Origin of the sequence: Marinobacter sp. UBA2498 (assembly GCF_002341575.1) — a bacterium.
GTDB lineage: Bacteria > Pseudomonadota > Gammaproteobacteria > Pseudomonadales > Oleiphilaceae > Marinobacter > Marinobacter manganoxydans.
The window spans coordinates 10,236-33,869 of record NZ_DDOI01000079.1; the positions used below are offsets into that span (position 1 = coordinate 10,236).

Here is a 23,634-nt window from a genome sequence, read left to right on the forward strand (position 1 = left end):
AGTACCAATAGAGGATGCTCTCAAGCAAGCAGAAGAGGCATCTCTTGACCTGGTCCAGGTTACGGATTCCGATCCGATCGTCTGTAAGATAATGGACTACGGCAAGAAAATCTTCGACGAGAAGAAGGCCAAGGCGGCTGCCAAGAAAAAGCAGAAGCAGACGCAGGTCAAAGAGCTTAAGTTCCGTCCAGGAACTGAAGAAGGGGATTATCAGGTCAAACTACGCAACCTGGTACGTTTCCTTGAAAACGGGGACCGCGGCAAAATCACTATCCGCTTCCGTGGCCGTGAGATGGCACACCAGGAAATTGGTATGCAGCTCATGCAGCGCATAGAAGCAGATATTGAAGAGCTTGCCCAGGTAGAGATGCGGCCGAAAATGGAAGGCCGGCAGATGACCATGGTTGTGGCGCCCCGCAAGAAGAAGTGAACCTGATCGGGTGCTTGTCCCCCGCGCATGCGGGGGATTTGTCGTTCAGGGGCACATTATTGTTTATTTAAAAATAGAATGCGGAGTTTTAAAAAATGCCTAAGATGAAAACCAAAAGCGGAGCCACCAAGCGGTTCAAGAAAACCGCCACCGGCTTCAAGCACAAGCAGTCCTTCACCAGTCACATCCTGACCAAGAAGAGCCCGAAGCGTAAGCGTCAGCTGCGCGGCACCAAGCTCATCGCCAAGTCGGATGTTGCATCTATCAAGCGTATGACCGCGTGCTGATCCAGCCGCGAGTATCATTCCTTAGAAAGTACAGGTAGAAGGATTAAAGTATGGCTCGTGTAAAACGTGGTGTGGTCGCACGCCGTCGTCACAAAAAGATTCTCAATCAGGCCAAAGGTTACTACGGCGCTCGTAGCCGGGTATTCCGTGTAGCCAAGCAAGCGGTTATCAAGGCCGGTCAGTACGCCTACCGTGACCGTCGTAACCGCAAGCGTGCTTTCCGCGCTCTGTGGATTGCCCGTATCAATGCTGGTGCCCGCGCTAACGGTCTGTCTTACAGCCGTCTGATCGCTGGTCTGAAAAAGGCTAACGTTGAAATCGATCGTAAGGTTCTGGCCGATCTGGCCATGAACGAGCAGCAGGCGTTTGCCGCTGTTGTTGAGAAGGCCAAAGCGTCCCTGTGATCGCTTAGCTCTTTCATCGATTGCTGATCGATATGGGCGTCTCATGATTTCATGACGGCGCCTCCTGATAGGGGAAGGGCACGCTCTTCCCCTATTTTTGTTTTTGAAGTTACGTTTTTAAGCACTTCCATTTCTGGTTTGGAGCAGGGTCAATGGAAAACCTGGAGCAACTGGTTCAGGACGGGCTGGCAGCAGTTGATAGCGCCGACAGCCTGCAGGCACTTGATCAAATTCGTGTTGAGTATCTTGGCAAGAAGGGTGTGATTACCCAGCAGGCGAAAACTCTGGGCAAGCTTTCTGCTGAGGAGCGCCCTGCCGCCGGCCAGAAAATCAATGAAGCCAAGGGGCAGGTCGAAGAAGCCATCAATGCCCGGCGAAGCGATCTTGAACGTGCCGCCATCGAGCAGAAACTTGCCAGTGAATCCATTGATGTGACTCTGCCTGGCCGTGGTCAGGACCTGGGTGGATTGCACCCGGTTACCCGCACCCTCCAGCGGATCGAGCATTTCTTCGCCCGGGCCGGCTATACCGTCGAGCAGGGGCCCGAGATCGAAGACGATTACCACAACTTCGAGGCCCTCAACATCCCTGGCCATCACCCTGCTCGCGCGATGCACGATACGTTCTATTTTAACCCGGGCACCCTGCTGCGAACTCACACTTCGCCGGTACAGATTCGAACCATGGAAGCGGGCAAGCCACCATTCCGGATGATCTGCCCGGGCCGGGTTTACCGCTGTGATTCGGATATGACGCACACCCCCATGTTCCACCAGGTGGAGGGGTTGCTGGTCGAGAAAAATGTCAGCTTCGCGGATCTCAAAAGTACTGTTGAAGAATTCCTGCGAGTGTTCTTTGAGCGGGACCTTCAGGTCCGCTTTCGGCCCTCCTATTTCCCGTTTACGGAGCCCTCCGCAGAAGTGGACATTGAATGGGGTCGGGAAGCCGATGGCAGCATCAAGTGGCTTGAAGTCATGGGTTGCGGAATGGTGCATCCCAAGGTGTTTGAATATTGCGGAATCGATGCCGAGGAATACCGTGGCTTCGCATTCGGTCTGGGGGTAGAGCGCCTGGCCATGCTTCGTTATGGCGTTAACGATCTGCGCATGTTCTTTGAGAACGACCTGCGCTTCCTGCGACAGTTCCGTTAACAGGCAAGATCAAGGCATCCAACCAAACAGGCATAACCGCATCAGGACAAGGCAATAACCATGAAATTCAGTGAACAGTGGCTGCGCGAGTGGGTTAACCCGCAAATCGATACCCAGGAATTAATGGACCAGATCACCATGGCAGGTCTGGAAGTGGACGGTTTCGAGCCGGTGGCCGGTCAATTCAGCGGCGTGGTCGTTGGAGAAGTTCAGTCAGTAGGGCCACATCCTGATGCAGACAAGCTGCGGGTTTGCCAGGTCAGTGATGGTGCCTCCGAGGTTCAGGTGGTCTGTGGCGCTCCCAATGTCCGTGAAGGTATGAAGGTTCCTTTTGCCGTGGTGGGGGCGGTTCTGCCCGGTGATTTCAAAATCAAGAAGGCCAAGCTTCGCGGTCAGCCTTCTGAGGGCATGCTTTGTTCCGAGTCAGAGCTTGGGCTCTCCGATAATCACGATGGCCTGATGGAGCTCCCGGCGGACGCACCGGTGGGGCAGGACGTGGCCGATTACCTGAAGCTGAACGATGTCACCATTGATGTGGATCTGACTCCGAATCGCGCCGATTGCCTGTCTATCAAGGGTATCGCCCGTGAAGTGGGTGTTCTGAACAGCATGCTGGTCAACAGCCCGGCAATCGAGCCCGTGGAATCGGTGCACTCTGAAGTGCCTGATATCCGGGTGGAGGCGCCGGCAGGCTGCCCGCGGTACCTTGGCCGTATTCTGCGCAATGTGAACCTGCAGGCGGAATCGCCCCTGTGGATGCAGGAAAAGCTTCGCCGTTCAGGTATTCGCTCCATTGATGCCGCCGTGGATGTCACCAACTACGTCATGCTGGAACTAGGCCAGCCCATGCACGCCTTCGATCGTGACGAAATCCAGGGCGGGATCGTTGTCCGCATGGCGCGAATTGGTGAAAAGCTCGTTCTGCTGGATGGTCAGGAGGTCGAGCTCACCCAGGGAACGCTGGTGATCGCGGATCATGAGAAGCCGATTGCCATTGCCGGTGTCATGGGCGGTGAGCATTCCGGAGTCAGTCCGAAAACGCGGGACCTGGTGCTGGAATCCGCTTACTTCGATCCGATTACGCTGGCGGGCAAGGCTCGTCACTATGGTTTGCACACTGACGCATCGCACCGGTTCGAGCGAGGTGTTGACTATAAGTTGGCGCGGGATGCGATGGAGCGGGCCACCCGGTTGCTGATGGACATCGTTGGTGGTGAGCCTGGCGAAATCGTCGAAGTTGCCAGCGATGAGGATATTCCCGAGGATCGGGTTGTCGACCTGCGATCCCGCCGGCTTAACGATGTTCTGGGTATGGAAATTGATCGCACCACCGTCGAGGAGATCCTGACCAGGCTCGGCCTGCGGGTGGAAAAGCTCCTGAAAGACGGCTGGCGTGTCAGTGTGCCCAGCTTCCGCCCGGACATCTCTATTGAAGAAGACCTGATCGAGGAAGTCGGTCGAATTTATGGCTACAACAATCTGCCTGTAACCGAGCCTACGGGCTCACTCGGTCTGCGCCCGGAGCAGGAAGCTGTTCGCCCGGTATCGGCCATCCGCAACTTCTTTGTGGATCATGGGTACCAGGAGGCGGTGACCTACAGCTTTGTCGATCCTAAGGTTCAGCAACTGGTGGACCCCGATCGTCAGGGCATCGCGCTGGCCAATCCGATTTCTTCGGATCTGTCGGTGATGCGTACCAGCCTCTGGAGTGGCTTGTTGAAAACCGTGGCCCATAACCAGAATCGCCAGCAGCCGCGCATACGTCTGTTCGAAACCGGTCTGCGCTTCCTCCAGGAGGGCGAGCGGATTGATCAACAACCGATGTTGGCCGGTGTGGTGGTTGGCAGCCAGTATCCTGAAAACTGGGCAAACGGTCGCAGAACCGCGGATTTCTTTGATGTAAAAGGGGATTTGGAGAGTCTGTTCAGTCTGCTGGGCATTGAGATCCATTTTGTTGGCAGCCAGCATCCTGCGCTGCACCCGGGACAGACTGCAGAACTCATGCGCGACGGCGAGCACGTGGGCTGGCTGGGGACTCTGCATCCACAAGTTCAGAAAAATCTTGAACTTAATGGCACGATCCTGATGTTTGAGCTATTCTTGAATTCAATCGTTACCGGATATGTGCCTAATTTCAAAGAAATTTCAAAATTCCCGGAAGTTCGTCGGGATTTGGCTATTATTATCGGAAGCGAGGTAGCGTTCGCCGATGTGGAGCGTGTAGCGAGAAAGCATGCCGGCGAGCAGCTGACAGCGTTGCGTGCGTTCGATGTCTATGAGGGCGAGAGTCTGGGTGAGGGTAACCGAAGCCTGGCTCTGAGTCTGTTCTGGCAGCACCCCGAACGTACATTGAACGAGGATGAAGTGCATTCGCTCTTCAACGGTGTGATCGACGCATTGAAAGAAGAGCTGGGGGCAACACTGAGGAGTTGAGAGATGGCGGCTTTGACGAAAGCGGAAATGGCGGAGCGGTTGTACGAGGAATTGGGCCTGAACAAACGCGAAGCCAAGGAAATGGTAGAAGCTTTTTTCGATGAGATCAGAGGCGCTCTCAGCCACAACGAGCAGGTGAAGCTGTCGGGTTTCGGTAACTTCGATCTGCGGGACAAGAAGCAGCGGCCGGGACGGAACCCGAAAACCGGTGAAGAGATTCCGATCAGTGCACGGCGTGTCGTTACGTTTCGCCCGGGACAAAAACTAAAGCAAAAAGTAGAAGCGTATGCTGGAACCCAGTCATAACAACGAACTTCCCACCATTCCGGGGAAGCGTTATTTCACCATTGGTGAAGTAGCGGAGCTGTGTGCTGTGAAAGCACACGTCCTGCGGTATTGGGAGCAGGAGTTTCCGCAGCTGTCGCCGGTAAAGCGTCGGGGCAACCGTCGGTACTATCAACGGGCGGACGTTATTACCATCCGCCAGATTCGTAGCCTTCTCTATGACCAGGGCTACACTATCGGTGGCGCGAAGCAGAAGCTGAGCAGTCACGAGGTGAAAGACGATACCTCCCAGTACAAGCAGCTGATCCGGCAGATGATTACAGAGCTGGAAGAGGTGCTCGAGGTTCTCAACGCGCCGGTCAAATAATGCTTCCGAAGCTTTGAAGAAAAACCGGGATAGCGAGAAGCTGCCCCGGTTTTTTTATGCCTGCAGGTTTATTGCTTCTTGCAGGTCTTGATGCCCAGAATTGAATAGGCCGGGCAGTTGCCCACTGCGGCAGTGGCCAGAGGAACGATGCCAATCCAGCCCCAGGCGGTTTGTGGGCCCACAAATACGAGCGCCAGAAGTACAATGCCGACAATGGCGCGTATGATACGGTCCGCAGATCCCATATTGATGCTCATGATCCATTCTCCTTGGTTGATTTGAGGCAGTAAGGCCACTCTAACGCCTGCTCCCTGGCTGTTCAGTGATAAAGTCACACAAGGAAGGACACTGGATGAGCTAGTCTCGTTAACTATGGAAAAACTGACGTTGCAACACAGCATTCTTGAAACATTGCCGGAATCCCTTCGGCGGGACGCTTTGAACGGACTGCAGGCGATTCAATTTGAGAATGGAAAGGTGCTCTTTAGAGCGGGAGATCCGTGTCAGGGCCTTCCACTGGTGCTCCATGGCAGTGTAAAGGTTCAGATGACAGGGCTGTCGGGGAATAGCATCGTCCTGTACCGGATGGGCGCGGATGACATTTGCACGCTCTCGATCGGGTGCCTGATGACCGGTGACGGCTTTCGCGCAGAGGCCGTGGTTGAGGAGGATGCCAAAGTGTTGATGGTGCCCAGGGGGTTGTTCGATCGGCTCATGGACCAGTCCGCCGATTTCCGGCTGGGCATAATGGAGTCTTACGGTCGCCGCCTGAACGATCTGATGCTGCTGGTGGAGGAGGTTGCGTTCAGGCGAATGGACGAACGACTTCTTCACTGGCTTGAGGCAAGAGCCGGGCACCGCGCAATCACCATCACCCACCAGGAGCTTGCCATTGAGCTCGGCACAGCGAGAGAGGTGATAAGCAGGCTGCTCAAAGAGCTTGAGCGAAAGGGCAGGTTGCGTCTCGCGCGCGGCAAAATTGAATTTACGGGTTCGTTTGCCGAGTAAGTGCCTATAACAAAAAGCCCGGACCTTTCGGCCCGGGCTTTTTGTCGGAATCTGGTCGGGACGGTAGGATTTGAACCTACGACCCCTTGCACCCCATGCAAGTGCGCTACCAAGCTGCGCTACGCCCCGATTCGCTCTTTGCCACATCGAAACTTGAGAGTATTCTCAGTGGCTTAGCGGGAGCGAAGTCTACACGAGCCCATGGAAAAAATAAACATCCGACGGCGATTTTGATCGCAATTTTTAGCGTAGCTTGGTCTCCCGAAGTTTGAGGATGAATTCCGGTGGTTCGAAGGTATCCGCCCGGGCTGATTCCCAGTACTTATCGAACACAGTCAGGTCTGTTTTTCCCTCCAGCAGGGCCCCCGGTTCAAGGAACGGGAAAAGGTCCATGTAAGAGTGAACTTCGGTTTTAGACACCCGCCGGACAACGTGTTCCGGACCAAGCTCGGATGGATGCTTGAGCCCGGAAGCCTCAAGCAGGTTTTGCAGCGCGTCCAGAGTATTCTTATGGTAGTTGTACACCCGCTGGCTCTTGAGCTCCACGTCGAGCTTTTTGCCGCGCCTGGAGTCCTGGGTGGCCACGCCGCTCGGACAGCGCCCTGTGTGGCAACTGAGCGCCTGTATGCAGCCCAGGGAGAACATGTAGCCACGAGCCGCGTTGCACCAGTCCGCACCAAGGGCCAGAGTTCGGGCTATGTTGAAGGCCGAGGTGATCTTGCCCGCTGCGCCAATGGCGATGTCTTCCCGCAAATGGGTGCCGACCAGTGTGTTGTGAACCAGCAGAAGTGCCTCAGTCATGGGCATGCCAAGGCGGTTGATAAACTCCAGTGGAGCGGCTCCTGTGCCGCCTTCACCTCCGTCGACGACGATGAAATCAGGTTTTCGACCGGTTTCCAGCATGGCTTTGACGATGGCGAACCACTCCCAGGGGTGGCCAATGGCAAGCTTGAAGCCGACGGGCTTGCCGCCAGACAGTTCACGCAGGCGGTCGATGAACTCAAGCATCTCGATGGGGGTTGAGAACGCCGAATGACTGGCGGGAGAAACGCAGTCCTCACCCACCGAAACGCCCCGGGCTTCGGCGATCTCGGGAGTCACCTTGGCACCCGGCAAAATTCCGCCGTGGCCCGGTTTCGCACCCTGAGATAGTTTGAGTTCTATCATTTTGACCTGTTCAATCGTGGCGTTCTGCCGAAACATATCTTCGTTGAACGAACCGTCTTTGTGGCGACAGCCGAAGTACCCTGAGCCGATCTCCCAGACCAGATCGCCACCTGGCTGTCGGTGGTATCGGGAGATGGAGCCTTCTCCGGTGTCATGATAGAAACCGCCCATTCTGGCACCGGTATTCAGGCTCAGGATGGCGTTGGCGGAAAGCGAGCCAAAGCTCATTGCGGAAATATTGAACACACTGGCGTTGTAGGGTTTATCACAGTTCCTGCCGATCAGAATCCGGAAGTCACTGCTGTCGAGGCGGGTGGGAGCGAGTGAATGGTTCATCCACTCGAATCCCTCGTCATACATTCCGAGTTGGGAGCCAAAAGGGCGTTTGTCGAGGACATTCTTGGCTCGCTGATAAACGATCGTGCGTTGCTCCCGAGAGAAGGGGCGCTCCTCGGTGTCTGACTGGATAAAATACTGGCGGATTTCTGGCCCGACGGATTCGAGCAGGTACCGGAAGTTGGCCATGATCGGGTAATTCCGGCTGACCGTGTGCCGTCTTTGCAGCAGATCGTAGGTGCCCAGGGCCGTGAAAGCACCGAATATCAACGGAAAGACATAACCGGCATCCAGAGCTATGGCCAGACCAAGGGAAACGACAAAACCGATAATGCTCAGTGCATAGGCCGTATAGCGAAGCGGAAAGGTCTTGGTTTTTTCCATGGAATCCTCTGGTTGTCTGGCAAAACCGGCTCGAACAGCGCGGTAGGCAAAGAAGAGTTTAGTCGAACGACGCAGGATCCTGCATCGATTGGTCCGGACTTTGGCTGGTCCGTTGTCGATCATGGTCTATGATAATTATCAAGGCGGCTAAAATAATCGCGGTTTTGATGTTTTGAACTCAAAACATTATGATAACGCGCTTGTAATGTTTGAACTCCGATTCTGAATAAACGAATTATCAACTCAGGAGGCTCCAAAACGTGGGCAAGGTAGTCAAAGACGAATATTCGACGGACTACGTGGCCGGCCAGGACAATATCACACCGTTCGGGCTGGATCTTCACGCACCGGTATTTCCGATTACGGCAATACTGGTTGTTGCGTTCGTGATAGGGACCCTGATGTTTCCCGGCGAGGCGAAAGAGCTGCTGGATGGAACAAAATGGGACATTATCGCGACGTTTGACTGGTTTTTCCTGATCAGTGCCAACATCTTCGTAGTGGTGTGTTTGGCGTTGATCTTCCTGCCAATGGGTAAGGTCCGTATTGGCGGGCAGGACTGCAAACCTGAATTCTCTACTCTTTCGTGGTTCTGCATGCTGTTCGCAGCCGGCATGGGTATTGGCCTCATGTTCTGGGCCGTTGCCGAGCCGGTGGCCTACTACACAGGCTGGTACGAGACGCCATTCAACGTAGAAGCGAATACGGATGAGGCGCGCAATCTTGCAATGGGCGCGACGATGTACCATTGGGGCCTGCACCCTTGGGGCATCTATGCGATCGTTGCTCTTTCCCTGGCATTTTTTGCCTTCAATAAAAACATGCCGCTGACCATCCGCTCTGCTTTCTTCCCCCTGTTGAAGGATAAGGTGTGGGGCTGGCCTGGTCACGTGATCGATGTTCTGGCAGTTGTAGCCACTATCTTCGGTCTCGCGACGTCTCTCGGTTTCGGTGCTCAGCAGGCGGCTTCCGGCCTTAATTATCTGTTCGACACTGGCGCTGGTACCAATGTCCAGATGGCTATTATCGTCGGCGTTACAGCTCTTGCGCTGATCTCAGTACTCCGGGGGCTCGACGGCGGCGTTAAGATCCTGAGTAACATCAACATGGGCGTTGCCGGCGTTTTGCTGTTGTTCGTAATCTTCGCCGGCCCAACGATGACCATTCTGGAAACTCTCTGGGTAACTTCTTCTAACTATGTCGGCAATGCGTTGCAGCTCAGTAATCCGTTTGGCCGTGAAGACGAAGCCTGGTTCCAGGGCTGGACTGTCTTCTATTGGGCATGGTGGATTTCCTGGTCACCGTTCGTTGGCATGTTCATCGCACGTGTTTCCAAGGGACGCACCGTACGTGAGTTTGTTACCGCAGTGTTGATCGTTCCGACCGTCATTACAGTCGTATGGATGAGCGCTTTCGGTGGCGCCGCTATCGAACAGATCCAGCAAGGCATTGGTGAGTTGGCTGAGAGCGGTCTGACCGAAGTTTCCCTCGCGACGTTCCAGATGTTTGCGAACCTGCCGCTGACCGGAATTCTGTCATTCGTCGGTATCGTTCTGGTGCTGGTGTTCTTCGTAACATCCTCGGATTCGGGCTCGCTGGTCATCGACAGCATTACTGCCGGTGGCAAGACTGATGCTCCGACCGCTCAGCGTGTGTTCTGGGTTGTCGCTGAGGGTGCGATTGCTGCTGCCCTGATCTTTGGCGGCGGTGAAGATGCACTTGGCGCGATTCAGGCAACCGCGATCAGTGCTGGTCTGCCGTTTACGGTGGTTCTGCTGATCATGACGTGGGGGCTTCTGAAAGGCCTCAGTCACGAGCGGCAACTCCTGATTGCCAGGGGCGAGCTCACCTAAGAGCGCTGTGAAAATAAAAAACCGGGGCTTGGCCCCGGTTTTTTTATGTCTGGAAGCACTCAGAAACTGGCGAACGTGTCCATGGCGAAACGGGAACGCTCCAGTGGTGTGAAGTGCGGGCGTTTCAGCGCTTCGATGGCTCGCAGGCGGGGCAGCAGCCCCCGACCGTTTGCCATCTGAATGGCGAGTCCGGGGCGTGCGTTCAGCTCCAGTAGTAACGGCCCTTCGTTGGCGTCGACCACCAGATCAACCCCCATGTAGCCGAGTCCGGTCGCTTCGTAGCAACGAGAGGCCATTTCCAGCATCTCGTCCCAGGCTTCAATCTGGATGTTTTCCAGAGCAAGACCGGTATCCGGGTGAAGTGTAATGGGACGGTTGAACTGAACTGCGTTCAGGCTCCGACCAGACCCGATATCAAGACCGACGCCGACGGCTCCCTGATGCAGATTGGCTTTACCGTCCGATGCGGTTGTCGCCAGTCTCAGCATGGCCATCACCGGGTAACCCTGAAACACCACAATACGGATGTCGGGCACACCCTGATGCGAATACTTTGCCAGTGAGGGAGCGGATTCCACCAGGTTCTCGACAATCGCAACGTCCGGAGTGCCTGCAAGAGAGTAGAGACCGGCCAGAATATTGGTCAGGTGACGCTCAAGGAATGAAGAATCGACACGGGAACCGGAAGCCTTGATGTAATCATCACCATCGCGCCCGGTAATCACCGTAATGCCTTTGCCGCCAGACCCCTTCGCCGGTTTTATCGCAAAGCCCTCAAGGTCTTCAGCCATCTCCCGGAAGTGGGATATTTCATGCTGTTGGCGGACAATCTGAAGCAGTTTGGGCGTTTTTACCCCGTATTCGGCAACCACCAGCTTGGTCTTCAGCTTGTTGTCCACCAGAGGGTACGACGAGCGCTCATTGTACCGGGAAATGTAGTCGACATTTCTCCGGTTCATATTGAGCATCCCGAGCCTCTTGAGAGATCGCGGTGAAATCCAGTCCATATCAGTCGTACGCCTTCATTGGCGTGAACCGTCGCAGCTCGCTGAGCTTGTAGCCGGTGTATTGGCCCATCAACAGGATCAGCCCGAGGATCACGAGGTGCAGCTCCGGGAAGTTGAAGGTCAGATGGCCAGCCAGAGGCGCGCTCATCAGCAGATAGGCGCAGATGGCCACGAACAGGCTGCCGGCACCCTGAACCATGACCTCGTGGGCGCCTTCTTCCTCCCAGAGGATGGACATGCGCTCAATCGTCCAGGCAATAATAACCATCGGGAAGAAAGTGACCGTCATGCCAGTGTTGAATCCCATCTGGTAACCGATAATGCTCAAGCCCGCGGTGATGAAAATAACCAGAATGATCAGGGCGGATATTCGAGACACCAGCAACAGGTTGAGACTGGACAGATAGCCGCGCATGAGCAGACCGATGGCGACAACCGACAGGAAAGCAATCAGCCCGGGCACCAGAGTTGTCTGGACGAAGGCCACGGCGATGAGCACGGGCATGAAAGTGCCAGAGGTACGAATGCCGATGACGATCCGCATGAAGGCCACCATGAGTGCACCGAGTGGCAGCAACAGCAGCATCCGGAACATGCTTTGTTCTTCAATGGGCAGTTCATAGAAGCTCAGGAAACCGAGGCCGTTGGAGGCGGATTCCATGGTCGCCAGTTGCAGGGCCGGAACAGTTTGCCGGAGCATGGAGAAGCTCACCTCGGAGTTTTCCCCGCCCACGACATCCAGCAAAGAAGCAGAGCCCTGGCGCCAGAGCAACAGATCGTCAGGTACGCCCTGTTCAGCGGTTTTCGGGTTGAAGGTGAGCCACTGTTTGCCATTGTAGATTTGCAGGTAGGGCATCAGCTGTTGCCGCCTGCGCGCATCCTCAAGCCTGAGGCCGTCGGCTATCCTGGCAGCGATACCGCTATGATTGAGCATATCGACCAGAAGGTCCAGGTAGTTCTCTTCCGAGACCAGCAGGGTGGTGTTCTGGGTGCGGGTGTCGGGCTGCATCAGCCGGATAAGCTCTCGGGTCATGCTTTCTGGAGTACTCGAACGGGCCCTGGCCTGGTCCAGTATTTCCTGAACGGCTGTGGCTTCGGGTTCCTCCCAAAAGGTCCTCGGTGTTTTCGGTTCCCGCACGGGAATTTCCGGTTGAGCGTTAGCGTCCGGAATAAACTGGGCTTTGAAGTACAGTGTCTGCGGTCCGGAGACTTCCCGCTTGCTCCATTCCGCCCGGCGGCTTCCCGAGCTGTCGATGATAGAAAAGCCGTAGCCAGGTGATGCAGCCTGCTCGGTAAGGATACGGAATCCCGGGGGTTGCTCGGGTATGTTGAGGCTGGCAAGCACTGATCCGTCGCCGGCGTCAAAATCGATTCGGGCCTCGACCATCCAGACAGGACGCTGCTCGCCTGTCAGCCAGGGTATGCCAAGCTCAATGTGTCTCCAGACAGCAAGCGAAATGCCCGCTGCGATGAGGAGAAAAACGGCAATATAAAACGGCAGGCGCGAGCGGGTGGTCACGATTCGTTCCCGTTGCTTTTGCGGATGGATTCAGGCAATTCGGTGGCGTACTCCTTGCCGACATCGACCAGCATTACGTCACGCAGAATATTGCGGCCGATCAGAACTTCGTAGGTCAGGTTTGTTCTGTCGGCAAGTGTGAACTCGGCTACCTGCCGATGGTCGCCAATAAAGAACTGGAGTTCGACAACAACACGGCGCTCAGCCTCGTCCGCGCTGGCCTGAATAACCCGGACACGACGGGAGATTTCTTTCTCCAGGGTCACGAACTTGTCGGCGCCGGGAACGGGTACATCAAACCGCACCCAGTTGCTGCCATCCCGCTCAAACCGGGTGATGTTGCGTGCGTCGATGGAGGAAGTTTCGGCGCCGCTGTCGATTCGAGCTTTGTAGATCAAGCCGGGGTCCGCGAGGTAGAAATTCTCTACCTCACCGACAATGACTTTCCCCTTGAGGCGATCAGCGCGGCCTTTTGAGTTGTCTGTTGCGGGGCACTGCTTCTGGACCTGAACGGGCGGACATTCGGGCTTTTCTACCTGGGTGGCGATCGCGTCCAGTATGGTTTGAGTCGATGAGCGGGTCTGGGCAACGGCTTGCTCGTGTCGAGTCGCTGCATTCTCTTCCATGGTAACGAGAGTCGCACGCTGGCTCTTGACGGATCCCTGAAGCTCATTGAGGTCTGTTTTGGGAACCATGAAATAACGGTCTGCCGAACATCCCGTCAGTGTGAGGATGCCTGCGAGTGCGATGAAGGAAGGTTTAGGCAGTCCAGCCCGAAAACATTTCAAACCCATGAATAACCCCTGAGCTGGCAGCCTGTCATACCCGAGTGGGAACGGTGATGACGGTCTGTGCATGTGAAACCGGATAAAAACGGAATGGAAGTATACAACATCCAACCTGTGTGGTTGATTTACAGATGGTTAAGGGGCAGTAGTGTTTACCGTGACAGGAAATGTCCTTCACCGAGCACGGTTTCAGCACGCAGGTATTCCTGAATCACGGGGGAGCAATTGAGGTAGAAAAGCAGCAGTTCGCGCTGCACATCCTGATCCTGAATTCGGGCGGCAAAACTGATCAGTTCCCGGATGTTCTCGTCGCTTTCGGCACTGCTGGAAGGCATCCCGAAACTCTTTCCGTACCGGGTTTTAAGCAGGCTGGTGAGGCGCTCGAGGTGAAACTCGCCAGTGTGGGTAATGTGCGGCAGGATTCTGAATGCTTCCTTGTTCCGGGATGCGCCTGTACCGAACAATCCGGATTGGCTGTCCTGACTGGAGCCGTCATCGTGGAGAAACTCCGCCCCCAGCTTTCGCCACAATTCTTTCAGCATGATCTGTTATCCATTTCTGATCCCGTCCGTGCCCGTCATACGGTTACCAAAGGGTAATAACCACTTGGCGGGTGAACATTTTACCCTTTTAGACGATATTACGTTGGGCGTCCAGAGCTAGATGCCCGGGCTTCGAATTATTGCCAAACAGTCGTGGTCCTTACCGGCAGCACCAGTCAACTTGACGGTGCGCCGGGCAAAAGGTTCCCTGCGTGGGTTAGACTGTGTTCAAGCAGAATCGTACCGATCATTCATCTGAAGAGAGTTTTAATGGGAGTATTGCCAGGTGCCTGAAGCCATCATGGAACAGATGTTGTCCCGTCCTGATCTGATGGCGGCGCTGATGGTTGTTTTGATTCTTCTGATCGTTCTGAAAGGGCTTTGGGGCAGGAATGGTCGACTTGAGCAGGACGTCGAACATTGGAGGCAGCATGCCGCAAGCCTTGAGAACCGACTGGCCGGGCTTGAGTCGGAGCTGGAGAGCCGGAAAGAGCGCTTTGCGCAGGTGGAAAGCGAACGTCAGACCCTGAGGGCAAAGGCGGAAGAGCTGTCCGAAGCGCTGGGTGAGGCCCGCATGTCGCTCCGGGAGCAGGAAGTGACAATTGATAAGGAGCGCCGTTCAGCCAGTGAGAAGCTGGAGCTGCTTGAGCGTAACCGTGACGCCCTGAAGCAGGAGTTTGAAAACCTTGCCAACAAGATTTTCGAGCAGAAGAGCGAGCGTTTCAGCCAACAGACACGAACCAGCCTGGATACCCTGCTTAATCCGTTCAGGGATCAGCTGCAGGACTTTCGAAAGCGCGTCGAGGACGTGTATACCAATGAAACCCGGGACCGTCAGGCCCTGCGCAGTGAGATCAAATCACTACAGGACCTGAACCGACAGATCACTGAAGAAGCCGCCAATCTGACCCGCGCACTGAAGGGTGACAAGAAAATCCAGGGCAACTGGGGTGAGCTGATTCTCGAGCGTGTACTGGAAAAGTCCGGCCTTCGTAAGGGCGTTGAATACGACACCCAGGGCAGTTATCGGGACAGCGATAATCAGCTGTATCGGCCGGATGTCATCGTGCATCTGCCAGACAACCGTAACCTGATCATTGATTCCAAGGTGTCGTTGGTGGCTTATCAGCAGTGGGTCACGGAAGACGAGGATTCCGTGGTCAGGGAAGAGGCTTTGAAACAGCATGTTGAGGCCGTTCGAAATCACATCCGTACGTTGAGTGAAAAGGACTATAGCCAACTGCATGGCCTTCATTCGCCGGATTTCGTGCTTTTGTTCATGCCAATCGAGCCTGCCTTTGTGGCGGCGTTTCAACAGGACGAGAACCTTTTCGCAGAAGCCTTTGAGCGAAAGATTATTGTGGTAACTCCAACAACCTTGTTGGCAACATTGAGAACAATCGAAAACATCTGGCGTTATGAGCGTCAGAGCCAGAATGCCCGACGAATCGCCGAGCGGGCAGGCGCGGTTTATGACAAACTCAGGGTGTTCGTGGAAGCGATGGAACGCCTCGGCACCCAGTTGCATACCGCCCAGGGAACCTACGACTCGGCCATGAACACCCTGACCCGCGGGCGGGGTAACCTGATCTCGCAGGCCAATCGCTTTGTTGAGCTGGGTGTTCGGGTCAAGAAAGAATTGCCCAAGGGGATCATGGATCAGGCGGAAGTGGACGGTTCCGACGAATTCCTTCATTCCGGGGACGACGACCGGCCTGATTCTGAGGAGCAGGCGATTGGTGCAGATAACGAGCAGGAGTAGATGCCATGGCAGTATTATTTGGAACAGGTCGCTGTTTTGTCCTCGGGGCCGCCCTGGCTTCCGTGCTCCTGGCGGGGCCGGCGCTGGCGCTGGCGCCCGAACATGAAACCCGCAGGTTGATGCTGGCTACGGAAGAGGCCGTTGTCGCAGAGAACTGGGGTGAGGCTGCGGAATACCTCAACCGGTTGCAGCAACTGGAGGGGGAAAAGCCGGAAGACTACTATTTTTATCGGGGCCGGGTGATGCTCCAGTCCTCCCATTTGAACGAGGCCCAGTCGGCCCTTGAGACCTATGTAAGCCAGGCGGGTGCGAAGGGAGCCCACTATCAGGAATCCCTTCAGCTGATCACCTCTATCGAGAAGACCAGGCGACAGAACGCTGTCGCACCCCAGGCTGCTGGCGAAAGCGAGCCGGTTGCGGTTATTGAACCAGCGGGTGAGGGCCGCGTTGAGTCACTGCGCAAGCTCTATCTGGCGGATTCAGACCGTGAAGCCTTGACCCTTCATATCAACAGCCTTCTTGAACTCGCAGGCTGGCGCCGTGATCAGGCAGTGGTGCGGCTGGACCGGCCGGCAGATGTGGAATATCGCCTGGGAACCCAGGGAGACGAGATTCAGGTGCAGGAAATCAGGCGAGCCGAAGATGGCCGTATACTGAGGAGCACCGAGCCGATGTCGGTGTTTGGCATTAACCCCCAGGTTGAGTGGCGTTGTGAAGCCGCTGTTTCGACCTGCTGGGTTTACGATCCAAGGGATGGCTCCCGCCTGCTTCAACTGGCCGCGAACCGTGAGCGAGTTCAGGAGATTGCTGAGACGCTGGGGCAGTTGATCCGGACACTTCAGCTACCGTCCGGATCCTGATTCAATCAGGGAGGTTGCCTCGTTCGCCCTCCCGGTATGCGCCGGGCGTCACCCCTGTCCACTTCTTGAAAGCCCTGTGGAAGGTTGAGGGCTCGGTGAAGCCAACCTTGGCCGCGATGTCGTTGATGGGCAGGTCCTGCCGGCTCAAGTAGTAAATCGCCATATCCCGCCGTAGCAGGTCCTTGATTTCCTGAAACGAGGTATTTTCCTGCTTCAGCCGGCGACGCAGCGTTTGCGGGCTGGTATGTAGCTCTGCGGCAATCCATTCGAAATCCGGTAACGGCTTTGAGAAATCTCTCCCGATCAGCGCACGAATCCGCCCCGTAAAGGTGTTGCTCTCGTCAGGCCGGGACAGCAGGTCTGCGGGCGACGTCTTCAGGAATTGCCGCATCTCCGGCCTGTCGCGGATAACTGGCGCAGACAGGAAGCGTTTGTCGAAGGTGAGGGCAATCCTGTCGGATTCGAACGCCAGGGGGCAGTGGAAAATGTGCCGGTATTCGTCGCCGTGGGTCGGCCGGGGGTAATCGAACTCCGCCTTTTCCAGTTCTATCGGTTGCCCGATGAGCCAGCTTCCCAAGCGATGCCAGATTACGAGGATGCTTTCCCTCAAGAAGAAACTGGGATCGTTTATTTCGCCTTCCATCCGGGCCACCAGTCGGGCATTGTCCTCGCCGATTTCGAGCTCCATCGATACCATGGGCTCGAAGAGCCGGGAAAACTGGAAGGCTTGCCGGTACACCGATTCCAGGTTGGGGCAGTCAATCACCAGCGCACACATGGTTGCGAAGGTGCCTGTCCGGGCCCGCCGGGGCCCAAGCCCCATAAACTCGTCCCCCATCCGGTTCCAGAGTACCTGCATAAGATGGCTGAACTGGTCGCTGCTGACCCGGGCCATCTCGATACGTAGGAGATCGGGCGAGATTCCTGCCTCCCGGAGCATTTCCCGGGTATCAAAACCAAGTCTTTCAGCACCCCCCAGGGCAGCCTGAACAAAGTGCTTCGAAACCGTCAGATCGGACATCACGCTCGCCATTCCATAAAAACGAAACCCATCATAAAACCCCGGCAGAACAATGCAACCGAAGCCGTCCGGACAGGCTGGTAGAAACGGCCAATCGGAATGACGGAACCGGCAGTTGGCCCCGTTGGCAAAACCGGGCAGCATGAAGGAAACGAATGCTATTCGGACAACTCTCACAATAAAAAGGAGATCATCATGGCGGGTCCTCTGACTTCGCTGAAAGTTCTGGACTTCAGTACCTTGCTGCCCGGTCCCTACGCCACCATGCTGCTGGCCGATATGGGGGCAGATGTATTACGTGTGGAAGCGCCGGACCGGGTGGATCTGACACGGGTGATGCCGCCCCATGATGCGGGAGTGAGCACGGCTCATGGTTTTCTGAATCGAGGCAAGAAGTCGCTCGGTCTCAACCTCAAAGAGCCGGGGAGCCGGGAAAAAGTCCTGGAGCTGGTCAAAGACCACGACATTGTTATCGAGCAGTTTCGCCCGGGAGTGATGGACCGGCTCGGCATTGGCTACCAGACCCTCAAAGCAGTAAATCCTCGTCTCATCTATTGCTCCATTACCGGTTACGGCCAGACCGGCCCCTACAAGGACCGCGCGGGCCATGACATCAATTATCTCTCCCTCGCGGGCGTCAGCAGCCACTGCGGCCGAGCCGACAGCGGCCCGCCACCCATGGGTATACAGATTGCAGATGTAGCTGGTGGTTCTCACCATGCCGTGATGGGCATCCTGGCTGCGGTAATTCACCGGCAACGAACCGGAGAAGGGCAGTTTGTTGATATCAGCATGACCGATGCCGCGTTCGCGCTGAACGCCATGGCCGGGGCGGCCTGCCTCGCCGGAGGCCAGGAACAGAAGCCGGAACGCGCGTTGCTGAACGGCGGCTCCTTTTACGACTACTACCAGACGCGCGACGGTCGCTGGCTTTCAGTTGGCAGTCTCGAGCCGCAGTTCGCTTCCCGCTTGTTCCACACCCTCGGGATCTCTGAGGTAACCAGCCTCGCCATGAGCCAGAATCCTGAGCATCAGCAACACCTTAAAGCGGTTCTGAAAGAAAAGATTGCAGAGAAACCCCTGGCGGAGTGGCAGGAGATTTTTGCCGACGAGGATGCCTGCGTGGAGCCGGTTCTGACCATTTCGGAGGCCGCCGAGCACCCACAGCTGAAGGCCAGGGACATGGTGATTGGTGTTGATAGAGGGGATGGCACTCAACAACCGCAGATCGGATTCCCGATCAAGTTCGAGAAAACGCCATCGGAAACGTCCCGGATCGGGAAAATGCTCGGAGCTGATAACGAAGATTACCTGTGAGTGTTGTTTGGGCGGCAAGTATTGGCCTAACGCCAAACAATATCAGGTCTTGATGGATTGCAGGCGCAACGCTGGTCACATCAAAGTACCTAATTTACATTTCTGACAAAGCAGTAAAGATAGGCTCTGGAGTTTTCGGCCAACTCGATCGGGAGAGCTACTCCAGAAATCGTAGCACAAAAATGGAAGTTTCAGCTTTGTATTGCGGGAGGCGAGAACTGAATCCTGGCTTCGGCTTCAAAACTTATTCACTTAGCAATGTTGTGCTAAATCCATCGCCGGCTTAATTCAAAACCCCAGACGCAACAAACCCCGGAATAACCGGGGTTTGTTGCGTCTGGGGCCTCCATGTGGAGGCCTTTTTCGTTGCGAGTGACTAGGGTGCTGTACACAGGTCAGGCAGGTCTGCCAGCGCGACACCAAACGTCACATATGTCTCGCAGAGCATGCCACCGAATACTGCAAGGTTGTCGGCGGAAGTAGGTGTCCCATGATTGCCCTCTTGATAAGTTGTAATCATGTCTAAACCGATTGTGAGAGGTTTTGTTCCCGCCAGAGGCGCGTTGAAGCTGTTTACGGTTACAGGTACAGGAAGCCCGGTCTGCTCTGGAGTAAATGTACCTGACAGCGCAGGAATACCCCACCGCTGGTCATCAGCTGCGTTTGGTATAACCGTGTCTCCAGCCACCTCTGATAGAAGAACGTCTGTCGAAGCGCCGAGTGTATCAACAAAGTTGATTGGGTCTGCTGAGTCAATTGCCGCCTGGAGAACATTGAGGTATGCCTCAAGCGAGGCATCGCCCTGTGTCAGGCCCGCTGCCTGCTGAAGTCCAAGCAAGATGCGCGGTGCAAAAGCAGGTGAGTTTTCAAGCAAGCGAACAATCCCTCCACCTGGTGTCAGCATGCTGGCAGAAGCAATGTCATTGAAAGTGGCCGGAATATCAGAACTTCCGTCAGCAGCAGTGAAAATCGTCGAACCTATTTGATTTTCGTTGACTGATGCTACGAAGGGCATGCCTGTGATGGTTCCAAGAGAATGGCCGGCAAAATACACGGTATCAGCCGCAGTTACATTGATGCCTGTGCCGCTACCGCCGACGCTCACCGGACGGGGTAACGTAATGCCAGGCTTGCCGGCGAGAGGATTACCAAACAAGGTTGCCCGGAGGTTCATTTGATCAACGACACTTTGACGGTTGTTGTCCCGCGCTGTTAAGAAGTTTTGCAGGTTAATGTAAAAGCTGCCCGATCCCTCAGTCCCTTCTGGTGCAGCTGGGTCAAATACCATTGGTGCTGGAGTCCCACTTGCATCTGAGTATAGATTGAAGTGTCGTTCGTTAGTGGCAGGTGCAAGCCCAGGAATTGTGCTGCCCGCGTTTGCAACTGTATTTACAAGGGACTGCGCTGTGAGAGTGCTTTCCTGTGTTGCAGTTCCCCCAGCCAAGGCATCCGCAAGATCAGAGACGTTACCCGCAACCACCAGAGGTGCCAAAGCATCGGCTTCGGCTTCAGACGCGCCGCCCCCGATCAGAAGTGCAGTAGCCAAAGGAAGTTGTTCATTTGCGGAGAAAGGTGCCACACCATGTAATGGCTGATCAATGGCTACAACAACGAAACCTTGCGCTGCTAAGCCTGTGCCGAAAGTAAGTGCTGCACTGCGGTCAGTGGTAATGCCATGCTGATACATGACTACACCTCTGATATCCCCGCTGTTAGGGTACAGAGCCAGGAGAGGAACTTCTTGAGTACTCAACTCCTTAGGGAAGGGAAATATGTAGTTGACTGCAGTAGACACCGTCGGATCTGCTTGCGGCAATGATACACCAAGCGCGGAAAAGGTTGTGTTGAGCGCTTCGGCCAAATCGCTGTCTGCAGTCCAGTTGGTTGAGCCAAAGCCGGCAATGCCTGCCGCGCTATCTCCAAGATAGTACGGCAGTGAGACGGTTCCTTGCGCGGCAAGTACATTCTCGGAACCGGGAATCGCGCCTGCTACTGCGGATACGAGGCCTACCGGAGAGATGGTAGAGCTATCGATAGAGATAGTGTCGGTGAAACCACCTGATCCGTCTGCTACATTGCGATTAACGCCAGGAACAGGCGTCGGCAATTGGCCGGCAAAATTGGATGCCAGAGCTACGCCTACGCAATTGACAGCAGGCTCACCAAGCTCAACAAGGCCAGTGGCATTCGCTTCACCGACCTCGCAAGGTCCTCCTGGTGCAAAAAGAGCATTAAGAGGGGAGTCTGGGTTGGCTGGAAGAGATGTAGGGAATGCATTGAATGCTGTATCTACTGCAGTCTTCACTTCTGAGTATGACGAGGCACCGGCTTCAACTGCTTGGGAGGCGGCACTTACTTTGACGAATGTTTCGATCTGATCAGAGAACCAAGAAGCAGGCTCTGCAATATATTGAAGCACCTTCTCGTCATTTGAGGTGGTGAAGCTGTAGCTAATAGCTATGTCGTCTTCGGTAACCGGGGCTCCAATAAACTCGAAGAAGCCCGCGGCGGTCGCTTCCCAAAGGTTGTTGATCAGTGCTTTCACGGGGGCCAGGGCTGGATTGCCAAGCGGCTGTGCCTCGTCGGTCAGGCTCTGATAACTGGGGGAAGCAACGATGGCATCGCCGTTGATATCTGTAACGCCCTTAGTCACAACCGCTACGTAGCGTTTGCGCGGATTTAAAGGCTCGAGAGGCAGGATTCTGATAGCGGACGTGCCGCTTAGTGTCTCGACGTCCGCTCTTGCGCTGGCAAGTCCGATAGGCGTAGGCGGTTCTTGATTGCTAAGTCCCTGAACAGGATCTCCGCTGGCGTATTCAAGTTCGATAAGAAAAACCGTCTGACCGTATACAACAGATTCTTGGTTTATCTGGCCATTAAACTGAATGACTGCAGGCGCGACAGTTGAAGCACCGCTCAGCTCATTCAGTGCAGTAGTCACTGGTGGTGAGGTGTCACCGACACCGAAAGTGCCATCACCCTGCTCTGAGTCAAAAATCAGATCATTCGGAATAGGTAGTTCGCTGGTGATTGGGTTAAAAATCGGCCAAGTTTTTCCAGTAAAGTCCGGGTTTGTGATCTGATAATCCGGATTAGCATTCGCCCCCGTCTCGCCACTATCAAAGCAGCCTGTAAGTCCAACGGAAGACGCCACGGCAAGACTTATTAGAGTTTTCTTGAACATGGGTGGAACCTTTTCCTGTTGTTGTGTCGTTATGTTCGGCAGCTGACGGGGCCGGTCTGATCCGGTAAGCCCGTTGTCAGTGGCCTGTTCTGCTTAAACTGTTGTCTGAAATTGTAGCCAGCGCTGTAAGCCAATTTCTGTATCTCTGACTATAGCGACAGTATGGCAAGTGTTGATCAGCCAAAAGTGTGATTCTTCTGGATTGAATCCTCCCCGCACAGTTGGAGTTCGGCCTTTGAGAAAAATAGTTGCCGGATAACGGTTTGTCGAGGTCCGGCAACAGGGAAATTGAGGCGCAGTCGAGGTTTACTCGAAGCGCGAGAAATCCGGTGCGCGTTTTTCCATGAAGGCCTGGAAGGCTTCGGCGGCTTCCGGGGATTTCAGACGCTCTGCAAACAGCTGTCCCTCCTCCAGCACGGTATCCCGGAGTGCTTCAATGGTTGGCTTGTTTAGAAGCGCTTTGGTGGCTCGAATCGCCGCCGGGGCTTTTTCAGTGAGCCGCTGGCAGGCTTCAAAGGCATTGGCTTCGGTCTGCTCAGGTTCGCAAACCCGGTTGATCAGGCCAAGCCGAAGAGCTTCCTCCGCGGAGAAGGCACCACCAAGCATCAGCAGCTCCGCGGAGCGCACCCGCCCAATCCAGGAGGGAAGTAGCAGGCTGGAGCCACCTTCAGGGCACAGGCCGAGGCTGGCAAAGGGCATCTGGAATGCCGTGTTGTTGCCGGCGAATACCAGATCGCAGTGTAGCAACATGGTGGTTCCAATGCCGACTGCCGCGCCATTGACCGACGCCACCACAGGTTTGGTTGCACTGGCCAGTAACAAAAGAAAGCGACCTACGGGCGTTTGTTCGAAATCACCGGGCAAGCCGGCGGCAAACTCGCCCAGGTCGTTGCCTGCGGTGAAACACTCGCTGCTGCCGGTAAAGAGTACGCACCGGATTTTGGTATCATCCCTGGCTTGTTCCAGAGCATCGCCCATGGCGGTGTACATGGCGTGGGTGAGGGCGTTCTTGCGCTCTGGCCGGTTCAGTCGAACGATGAGAATCCGGGCTTTGATTTCGGTGAGGACAAGGTCAGTCACGGTGCCTCCTGCGGTGTTATTCTAGTTTGGTTAGGATGATACCTTTTTCTGGTGGCGTTGTTCACGGGTTTTAATCCTTGCTTCGCCATCTGTCGAATCACTCGCCAAACCGATTTTCTGGTAAACTCTCGCCTCCCGATTTTTGATGACACGACATAACGATATCAAGCTGATGAGGCGCCTATGACCACCGTAATCCGCCAGGACGATCTGATTGAAAGCGTAGCGGACGCGCTGCAGTTCATTTCCTACTACCATCCGAAAGATTTCATTGATGGTGTGTATGAGGCTTACCAAAAGGAAGAGTCCCAGGCGGCGAAGGACGCCATGGCCCAGATCCTGATCAACTCGCGCATGTGTGCGGAAGGTCATCGGCCCTTGTGTCAGGACACTGGCATTGTGACGGTATTCGTCAACATCGGTATGAACGTCCAGTGGGACTGCGAGAT

At 55.2% G+C, this 23,634-nt stretch carries 22 protein-coding genes and 1 tRNA gene; 13 read left to right on the forward strand and 10 right to left on the reverse strand.

Annotation, left to right across the window (positions count from 1 at the left end; translation table 11 throughout):
- The 7 genes from infC to B2W52_RS10690 all read left to right on the forward strand — a co-directional run.
- A partial coding sequence (gene infC, locus B2W52_RS10660; RefSeq protein ID WP_286802958.1) for a translation initiation factor IF-3 occupies positions 1–430 on the forward strand: 430 nt, incomplete at its 5' end.
- A 95-nt stretch (positions 431–525) separates the two neighbouring features.
- Positions 526–717, forward strand: coding sequence for a 50S ribosomal protein L35 (gene rpmI / locus B2W52_RS10665; RefSeq protein WP_007151842.1), 192 nt, complete (start codon positions 526–528; stop codon positions 715–717).
- Positions 718–767: 50 nt separating this feature from the next.
- Positions 768–1,121 carry a 50S ribosomal protein L20 gene (rplT, locus tag B2W52_RS10670; protein WP_008170485.1) on the forward strand — a complete coding sequence of 118 codons (354 nt, stop codon included), beginning with the start codon at positions 768–770 and terminating at the stop codon, positions 1,119–1,121.
- A gap of 152 nt (positions 1,122–1,273) precedes the next feature.
- Positions 1,274–2,272 (forward strand): phenylalanine--tRNA ligase subunit alpha, encoded by a 999-nt coding sequence (pheS, locus tag B2W52_RS10675; RefSeq protein ID WP_008170484.1) that lies wholly within the window; start codon positions 1,274–1,276, stop codon positions 2,270–2,272.
- 60 nt (positions 2,273–2,332) lie between these two features.
- A complete protein-coding gene (gene pheT, locus B2W52_RS10680) occupies positions 2,333–4,705 on the forward strand; it encodes a phenylalanine--tRNA ligase subunit beta (RefSeq protein ID WP_008170483.1) in 2,373 nt (790 codons plus the stop codon).
- 3 nt (positions 4,706–4,708) lie between these two features.
- Positions 4,709–5,011: an integration host factor subunit alpha gene (gene ihfA / locus B2W52_RS10685; RefSeq protein WP_007151838.1), complete on the forward strand. Its 303-nt coding sequence runs from the start codon at positions 4,709–4,711 to the stop codon at positions 5,009–5,011.
- The gene (locus tag B2W52_RS10690; protein ID WP_008170477.1) at positions 4,992–5,357 is read left to right on the forward strand and encodes a MerR family transcriptional regulator; all 366 of its coding nucleotides are present in this window, start codon (positions 4,992–4,994) and stop codon (positions 5,355–5,357) included. The genes ihfA and B2W52_RS10690 overlap by 20 nt, the downstream gene beginning before the upstream one ends.
- Positions 5,358–5,425: 68 nt before the next feature.
- On the opposite strand, the gene B2W52_RS10695 is transcribed toward B2W52_RS10690, so the two are convergent.
- Positions 5,426–5,614 carry a YgaP family membrane protein gene (locus B2W52_RS10695; RefSeq protein ID WP_053114790.1) on the reverse strand — a complete coding sequence of 63 codons (189 nt, stop codon included), beginning with the start codon at positions 5,612–5,614 and terminating at the stop codon, positions 5,426–5,428.
- Positions 5,615–5,729: 115 nt separating this feature from the next.
- Between B2W52_RS10695 and B2W52_RS10700 the strand changes: the two genes are divergently transcribed.
- The gene (locus B2W52_RS10700) at positions 5,730–6,365 is read left to right on the forward strand and encodes a Crp/Fnr family transcriptional regulator (RefSeq protein ID WP_273071084.1); all 636 of its coding nucleotides are present in this window, start codon (positions 5,730–5,732) and stop codon (positions 6,363–6,365) included.
- 52 nt (positions 6,366–6,417) lie between these two features.
- Here B2W52_RS10700 and B2W52_RS10705 read toward each other — a convergent pair.
- Positions 6,418–6,494, reverse strand: a tRNA-Pro gene (locus B2W52_RS10705).
- A gap of 114 nt (positions 6,495–6,608) precedes the next feature.
- Positions 6,609–8,252, reverse strand: coding sequence for an FMN-binding glutamate synthase family protein (locus B2W52_RS10710; RefSeq protein WP_273071086.1), 1,644 nt, complete (start codon positions 8,250–8,252; stop codon positions 6,609–6,611).
- A gap of 260 nt (positions 8,253–8,512) precedes the next feature.
- Between B2W52_RS10710 and B2W52_RS10715 the strand changes: the two genes are divergently transcribed.
- The gene (locus B2W52_RS10715; RefSeq protein ID WP_286802963.1) at positions 8,513–10,105 is read left to right on the forward strand and encodes a BCCT family transporter; all 1,593 of its coding nucleotides are present in this window, start codon (positions 8,513–8,515) and stop codon (positions 10,103–10,105) included.
- A gap of 59 nt (positions 10,106–10,164) precedes the next feature.
- Here B2W52_RS10715 and B2W52_RS10720 read toward each other — a convergent pair whose 3' ends face one another.
- From B2W52_RS10720 to B2W52_RS10735, 4 genes are all read right to left on the reverse strand, one after another.
- On the reverse strand, positions 10,165–11,112 hold the full coding sequence (locus tag B2W52_RS10720) for an alpha-L-glutamate ligase-like protein (RefSeq protein WP_041645124.1): 948 nt from the start codon (positions 11,110–11,112) through the stop codon (positions 10,165–10,167).
- A gap of 1 nt (position 11,113) precedes the next feature.
- Positions 11,114–12,631: an inactive transglutaminase family protein gene (locus B2W52_RS10725; RefSeq protein WP_104270304.1), complete on the reverse strand. Its 1,518-nt coding sequence runs from the start codon at positions 12,629–12,631 to the stop codon at positions 11,114–11,116.
- The gene (locus tag B2W52_RS10730) at positions 12,628–13,326 is read right to left on the reverse strand and encodes an ATP-dependent zinc protease family protein (protein ID WP_286802967.1); all 699 of its coding nucleotides are present in this window, start codon (positions 13,324–13,326) and stop codon (positions 12,628–12,630) included. The genes B2W52_RS10725 and B2W52_RS10730 overlap by 4 nt, the downstream gene beginning before the upstream one ends.
- A gap of 245 nt (positions 13,327–13,571) precedes the next feature.
- Positions 13,572–13,961 (reverse strand): hypothetical protein, encoded by a 390-nt coding sequence (locus B2W52_RS10735; RefSeq protein WP_286802969.1) that lies wholly within the window; start codon positions 13,959–13,961, stop codon positions 13,572–13,574.
- Positions 13,962–14,247: 286 nt separating this feature from the next.
- On the opposite strand from B2W52_RS10735, the gene B2W52_RS10740 reads away from it, so the two are divergent.
- Both B2W52_RS10740 and B2W52_RS10745 read left to right on the forward strand, forming a co-directional pair.
- Positions 14,248–15,723: a DNA recombination protein RmuC gene (locus tag B2W52_RS10740; RefSeq protein WP_286802972.1), complete on the forward strand. Its 1,476-nt coding sequence runs from the start codon at positions 14,248–14,250 to the stop codon at positions 15,721–15,723.
- Positions 15,724–15,728: 5 nt separating this feature from the next.
- Positions 15,729–16,583 (forward strand): hypothetical protein, encoded by an 855-nt coding sequence (locus tag B2W52_RS10745; protein ID WP_273018188.1) that lies wholly within the window; start codon positions 15,729–15,731, stop codon positions 16,581–16,583.
- Between the two features lies 1 nt (position 16,584).
- Here the strand turns inward: B2W52_RS10745 and B2W52_RS10750 are convergent, their stop codons facing one another.
- Positions 16,585–17,604 (reverse strand): AraC family transcriptional regulator, encoded by a 1,020-nt coding sequence (locus B2W52_RS10750; RefSeq protein ID WP_092031574.1) that lies wholly within the window; start codon positions 17,602–17,604, stop codon positions 16,585–16,587.
- A 195-nt stretch (positions 17,605–17,799) separates the two neighbouring features.
- Here B2W52_RS10750 and B2W52_RS10755 point away from each other — a divergent pair, with 195 nt between their 5' ends.
- Positions 17,800–18,921, forward strand: coding sequence for a CaiB/BaiF CoA transferase family protein (locus tag B2W52_RS10755; protein WP_286802975.1), 1,122 nt, complete (start codon positions 17,800–17,802; stop codon positions 18,919–18,921).
- A 376-nt stretch (positions 18,922–19,297) separates the two neighbouring features.
- Here B2W52_RS10755 and B2W52_RS10760 read toward each other — a convergent pair whose 3' ends face one another.
- Positions 19,298–22,105 (reverse strand): hypothetical protein, encoded by a 2,808-nt coding sequence (locus tag B2W52_RS10760; RefSeq protein ID WP_273072137.1) that lies wholly within the window; start codon positions 22,103–22,105, stop codon positions 19,298–19,300.
- Positions 22,106–22,411: 306 nt separating this feature from the next.
- Positions 22,412–23,185 (reverse strand): enoyl-CoA hydratase, encoded by a 774-nt coding sequence (locus B2W52_RS10765; protein WP_286802977.1) that lies wholly within the window; start codon positions 23,183–23,185, stop codon positions 22,412–22,414.
- Positions 23,186–23,368: 183 nt separating this feature from the next.
- On the opposite strand from B2W52_RS10765, the gene B2W52_RS10770 reads away from it, so the two are divergent.
- On the forward strand, positions 23,369–23,634 hold a 266-nt coding region (locus tag B2W52_RS10770), incomplete at its 3' end, for a fumarate hydratase (RefSeq protein ID WP_286802978.1).

Excerpts from the sequence above, each read along its gene's own strand:
- rpmI (WP_007151842.1), top strand. The coding sequence starts at position 526 with ATGCCTAAGATGAAAACCAAAAGCGGAGCCACCAAGCGGTTCAAGAAA.
- rplT (WP_008170485.1), top strand. The coding sequence starts at position 768 with ATGGCTCGTGTAAAACGTGGTGTGGTCGCACGCCGTCGTCACAAAAAG.
- pheS (WP_008170484.1), top strand. The coding sequence starts at position 1,274 with ATGGAAAACCTGGAGCAACTGGTTCAGGACGGGCTGGCAGCAGTTGAT.
- pheT (WP_008170483.1), top strand. The coding sequence starts at position 2,333 with ATGAAATTCAGTGAACAGTGGCTGCGCGAGTGGGTTAACCCGCAAATC.
- ihfA (WP_007151838.1), top strand. The coding sequence starts at position 4,709 with ATGGCGGCTTTGACGAAAGCGGAAATGGCGGAGCGGTTGTACGAGGAA.
- B2W52_RS10690 (WP_008170477.1), top strand. The coding sequence starts at position 4,992 with ATGCTGGAACCCAGTCATAACAACGAACTTCCCACCATTCCGGGGAAG.
- B2W52_RS10695 (WP_053114790.1), bottom strand. The coding sequence starts at position 5,614 with ATGAGCATCAATATGGGATCTGCGGACCGTATCATACGCGCCATTGTC.
- B2W52_RS10700 (WP_273071084.1), top strand. The coding sequence starts at position 5,730 with ATGGAAAAACTGACGTTGCAACACAGCATTCTTGAAACATTGCCGGAA.
- B2W52_RS10710 (WP_273071086.1), bottom strand. The coding sequence starts at position 8,252 with ATGGAAAAAACCAAGACCTTTCCGCTTCGCTATACGGCCTATGCACTG.
- B2W52_RS10720 (WP_041645124.1), bottom strand. The coding sequence starts at position 11,112 with ATGGACTGGATTTCACCGCGATCTCTCAAGAGGCTCGGGATGCTCAAT.
- B2W52_RS10730 (WP_286802967.1), bottom strand. The coding sequence starts at position 13,326 with ATGGTTCCCAAAACAGACCTCAATGAGCTTCAGGGATCCGTCAAGAGC.
- B2W52_RS10735 (WP_286802969.1), bottom strand. The coding sequence starts at position 13,961 with ATGCTGAAAGAATTGTGGCGAAAGCTGGGGGCGGAGTTTCTCCACGAT.
- B2W52_RS10745 (WP_273018188.1), top strand. The coding sequence starts at position 15,729 with ATGGCAGTATTATTTGGAACAGGTCGCTGTTTTGTCCTCGGGGCCGCC.
- B2W52_RS10750 (WP_092031574.1), bottom strand. The coding sequence starts at position 17,604 with ATGTCCGATCTGACGGTTTCGAAGCACTTTGTTCAGGCTGCCCTGGGG.
- B2W52_RS10755 (WP_286802975.1), top strand. The coding sequence starts at position 17,800 with ATGGCGGGTCCTCTGACTTCGCTGAAAGTTCTGGACTTCAGTACCTTG.
- B2W52_RS10760 (WP_273072137.1), bottom strand. The coding sequence starts at position 22,105 with ATGTTCAAGAAAACTCTAATAAGTCTTGCCGTGGCGTCTTCCGTTGGA.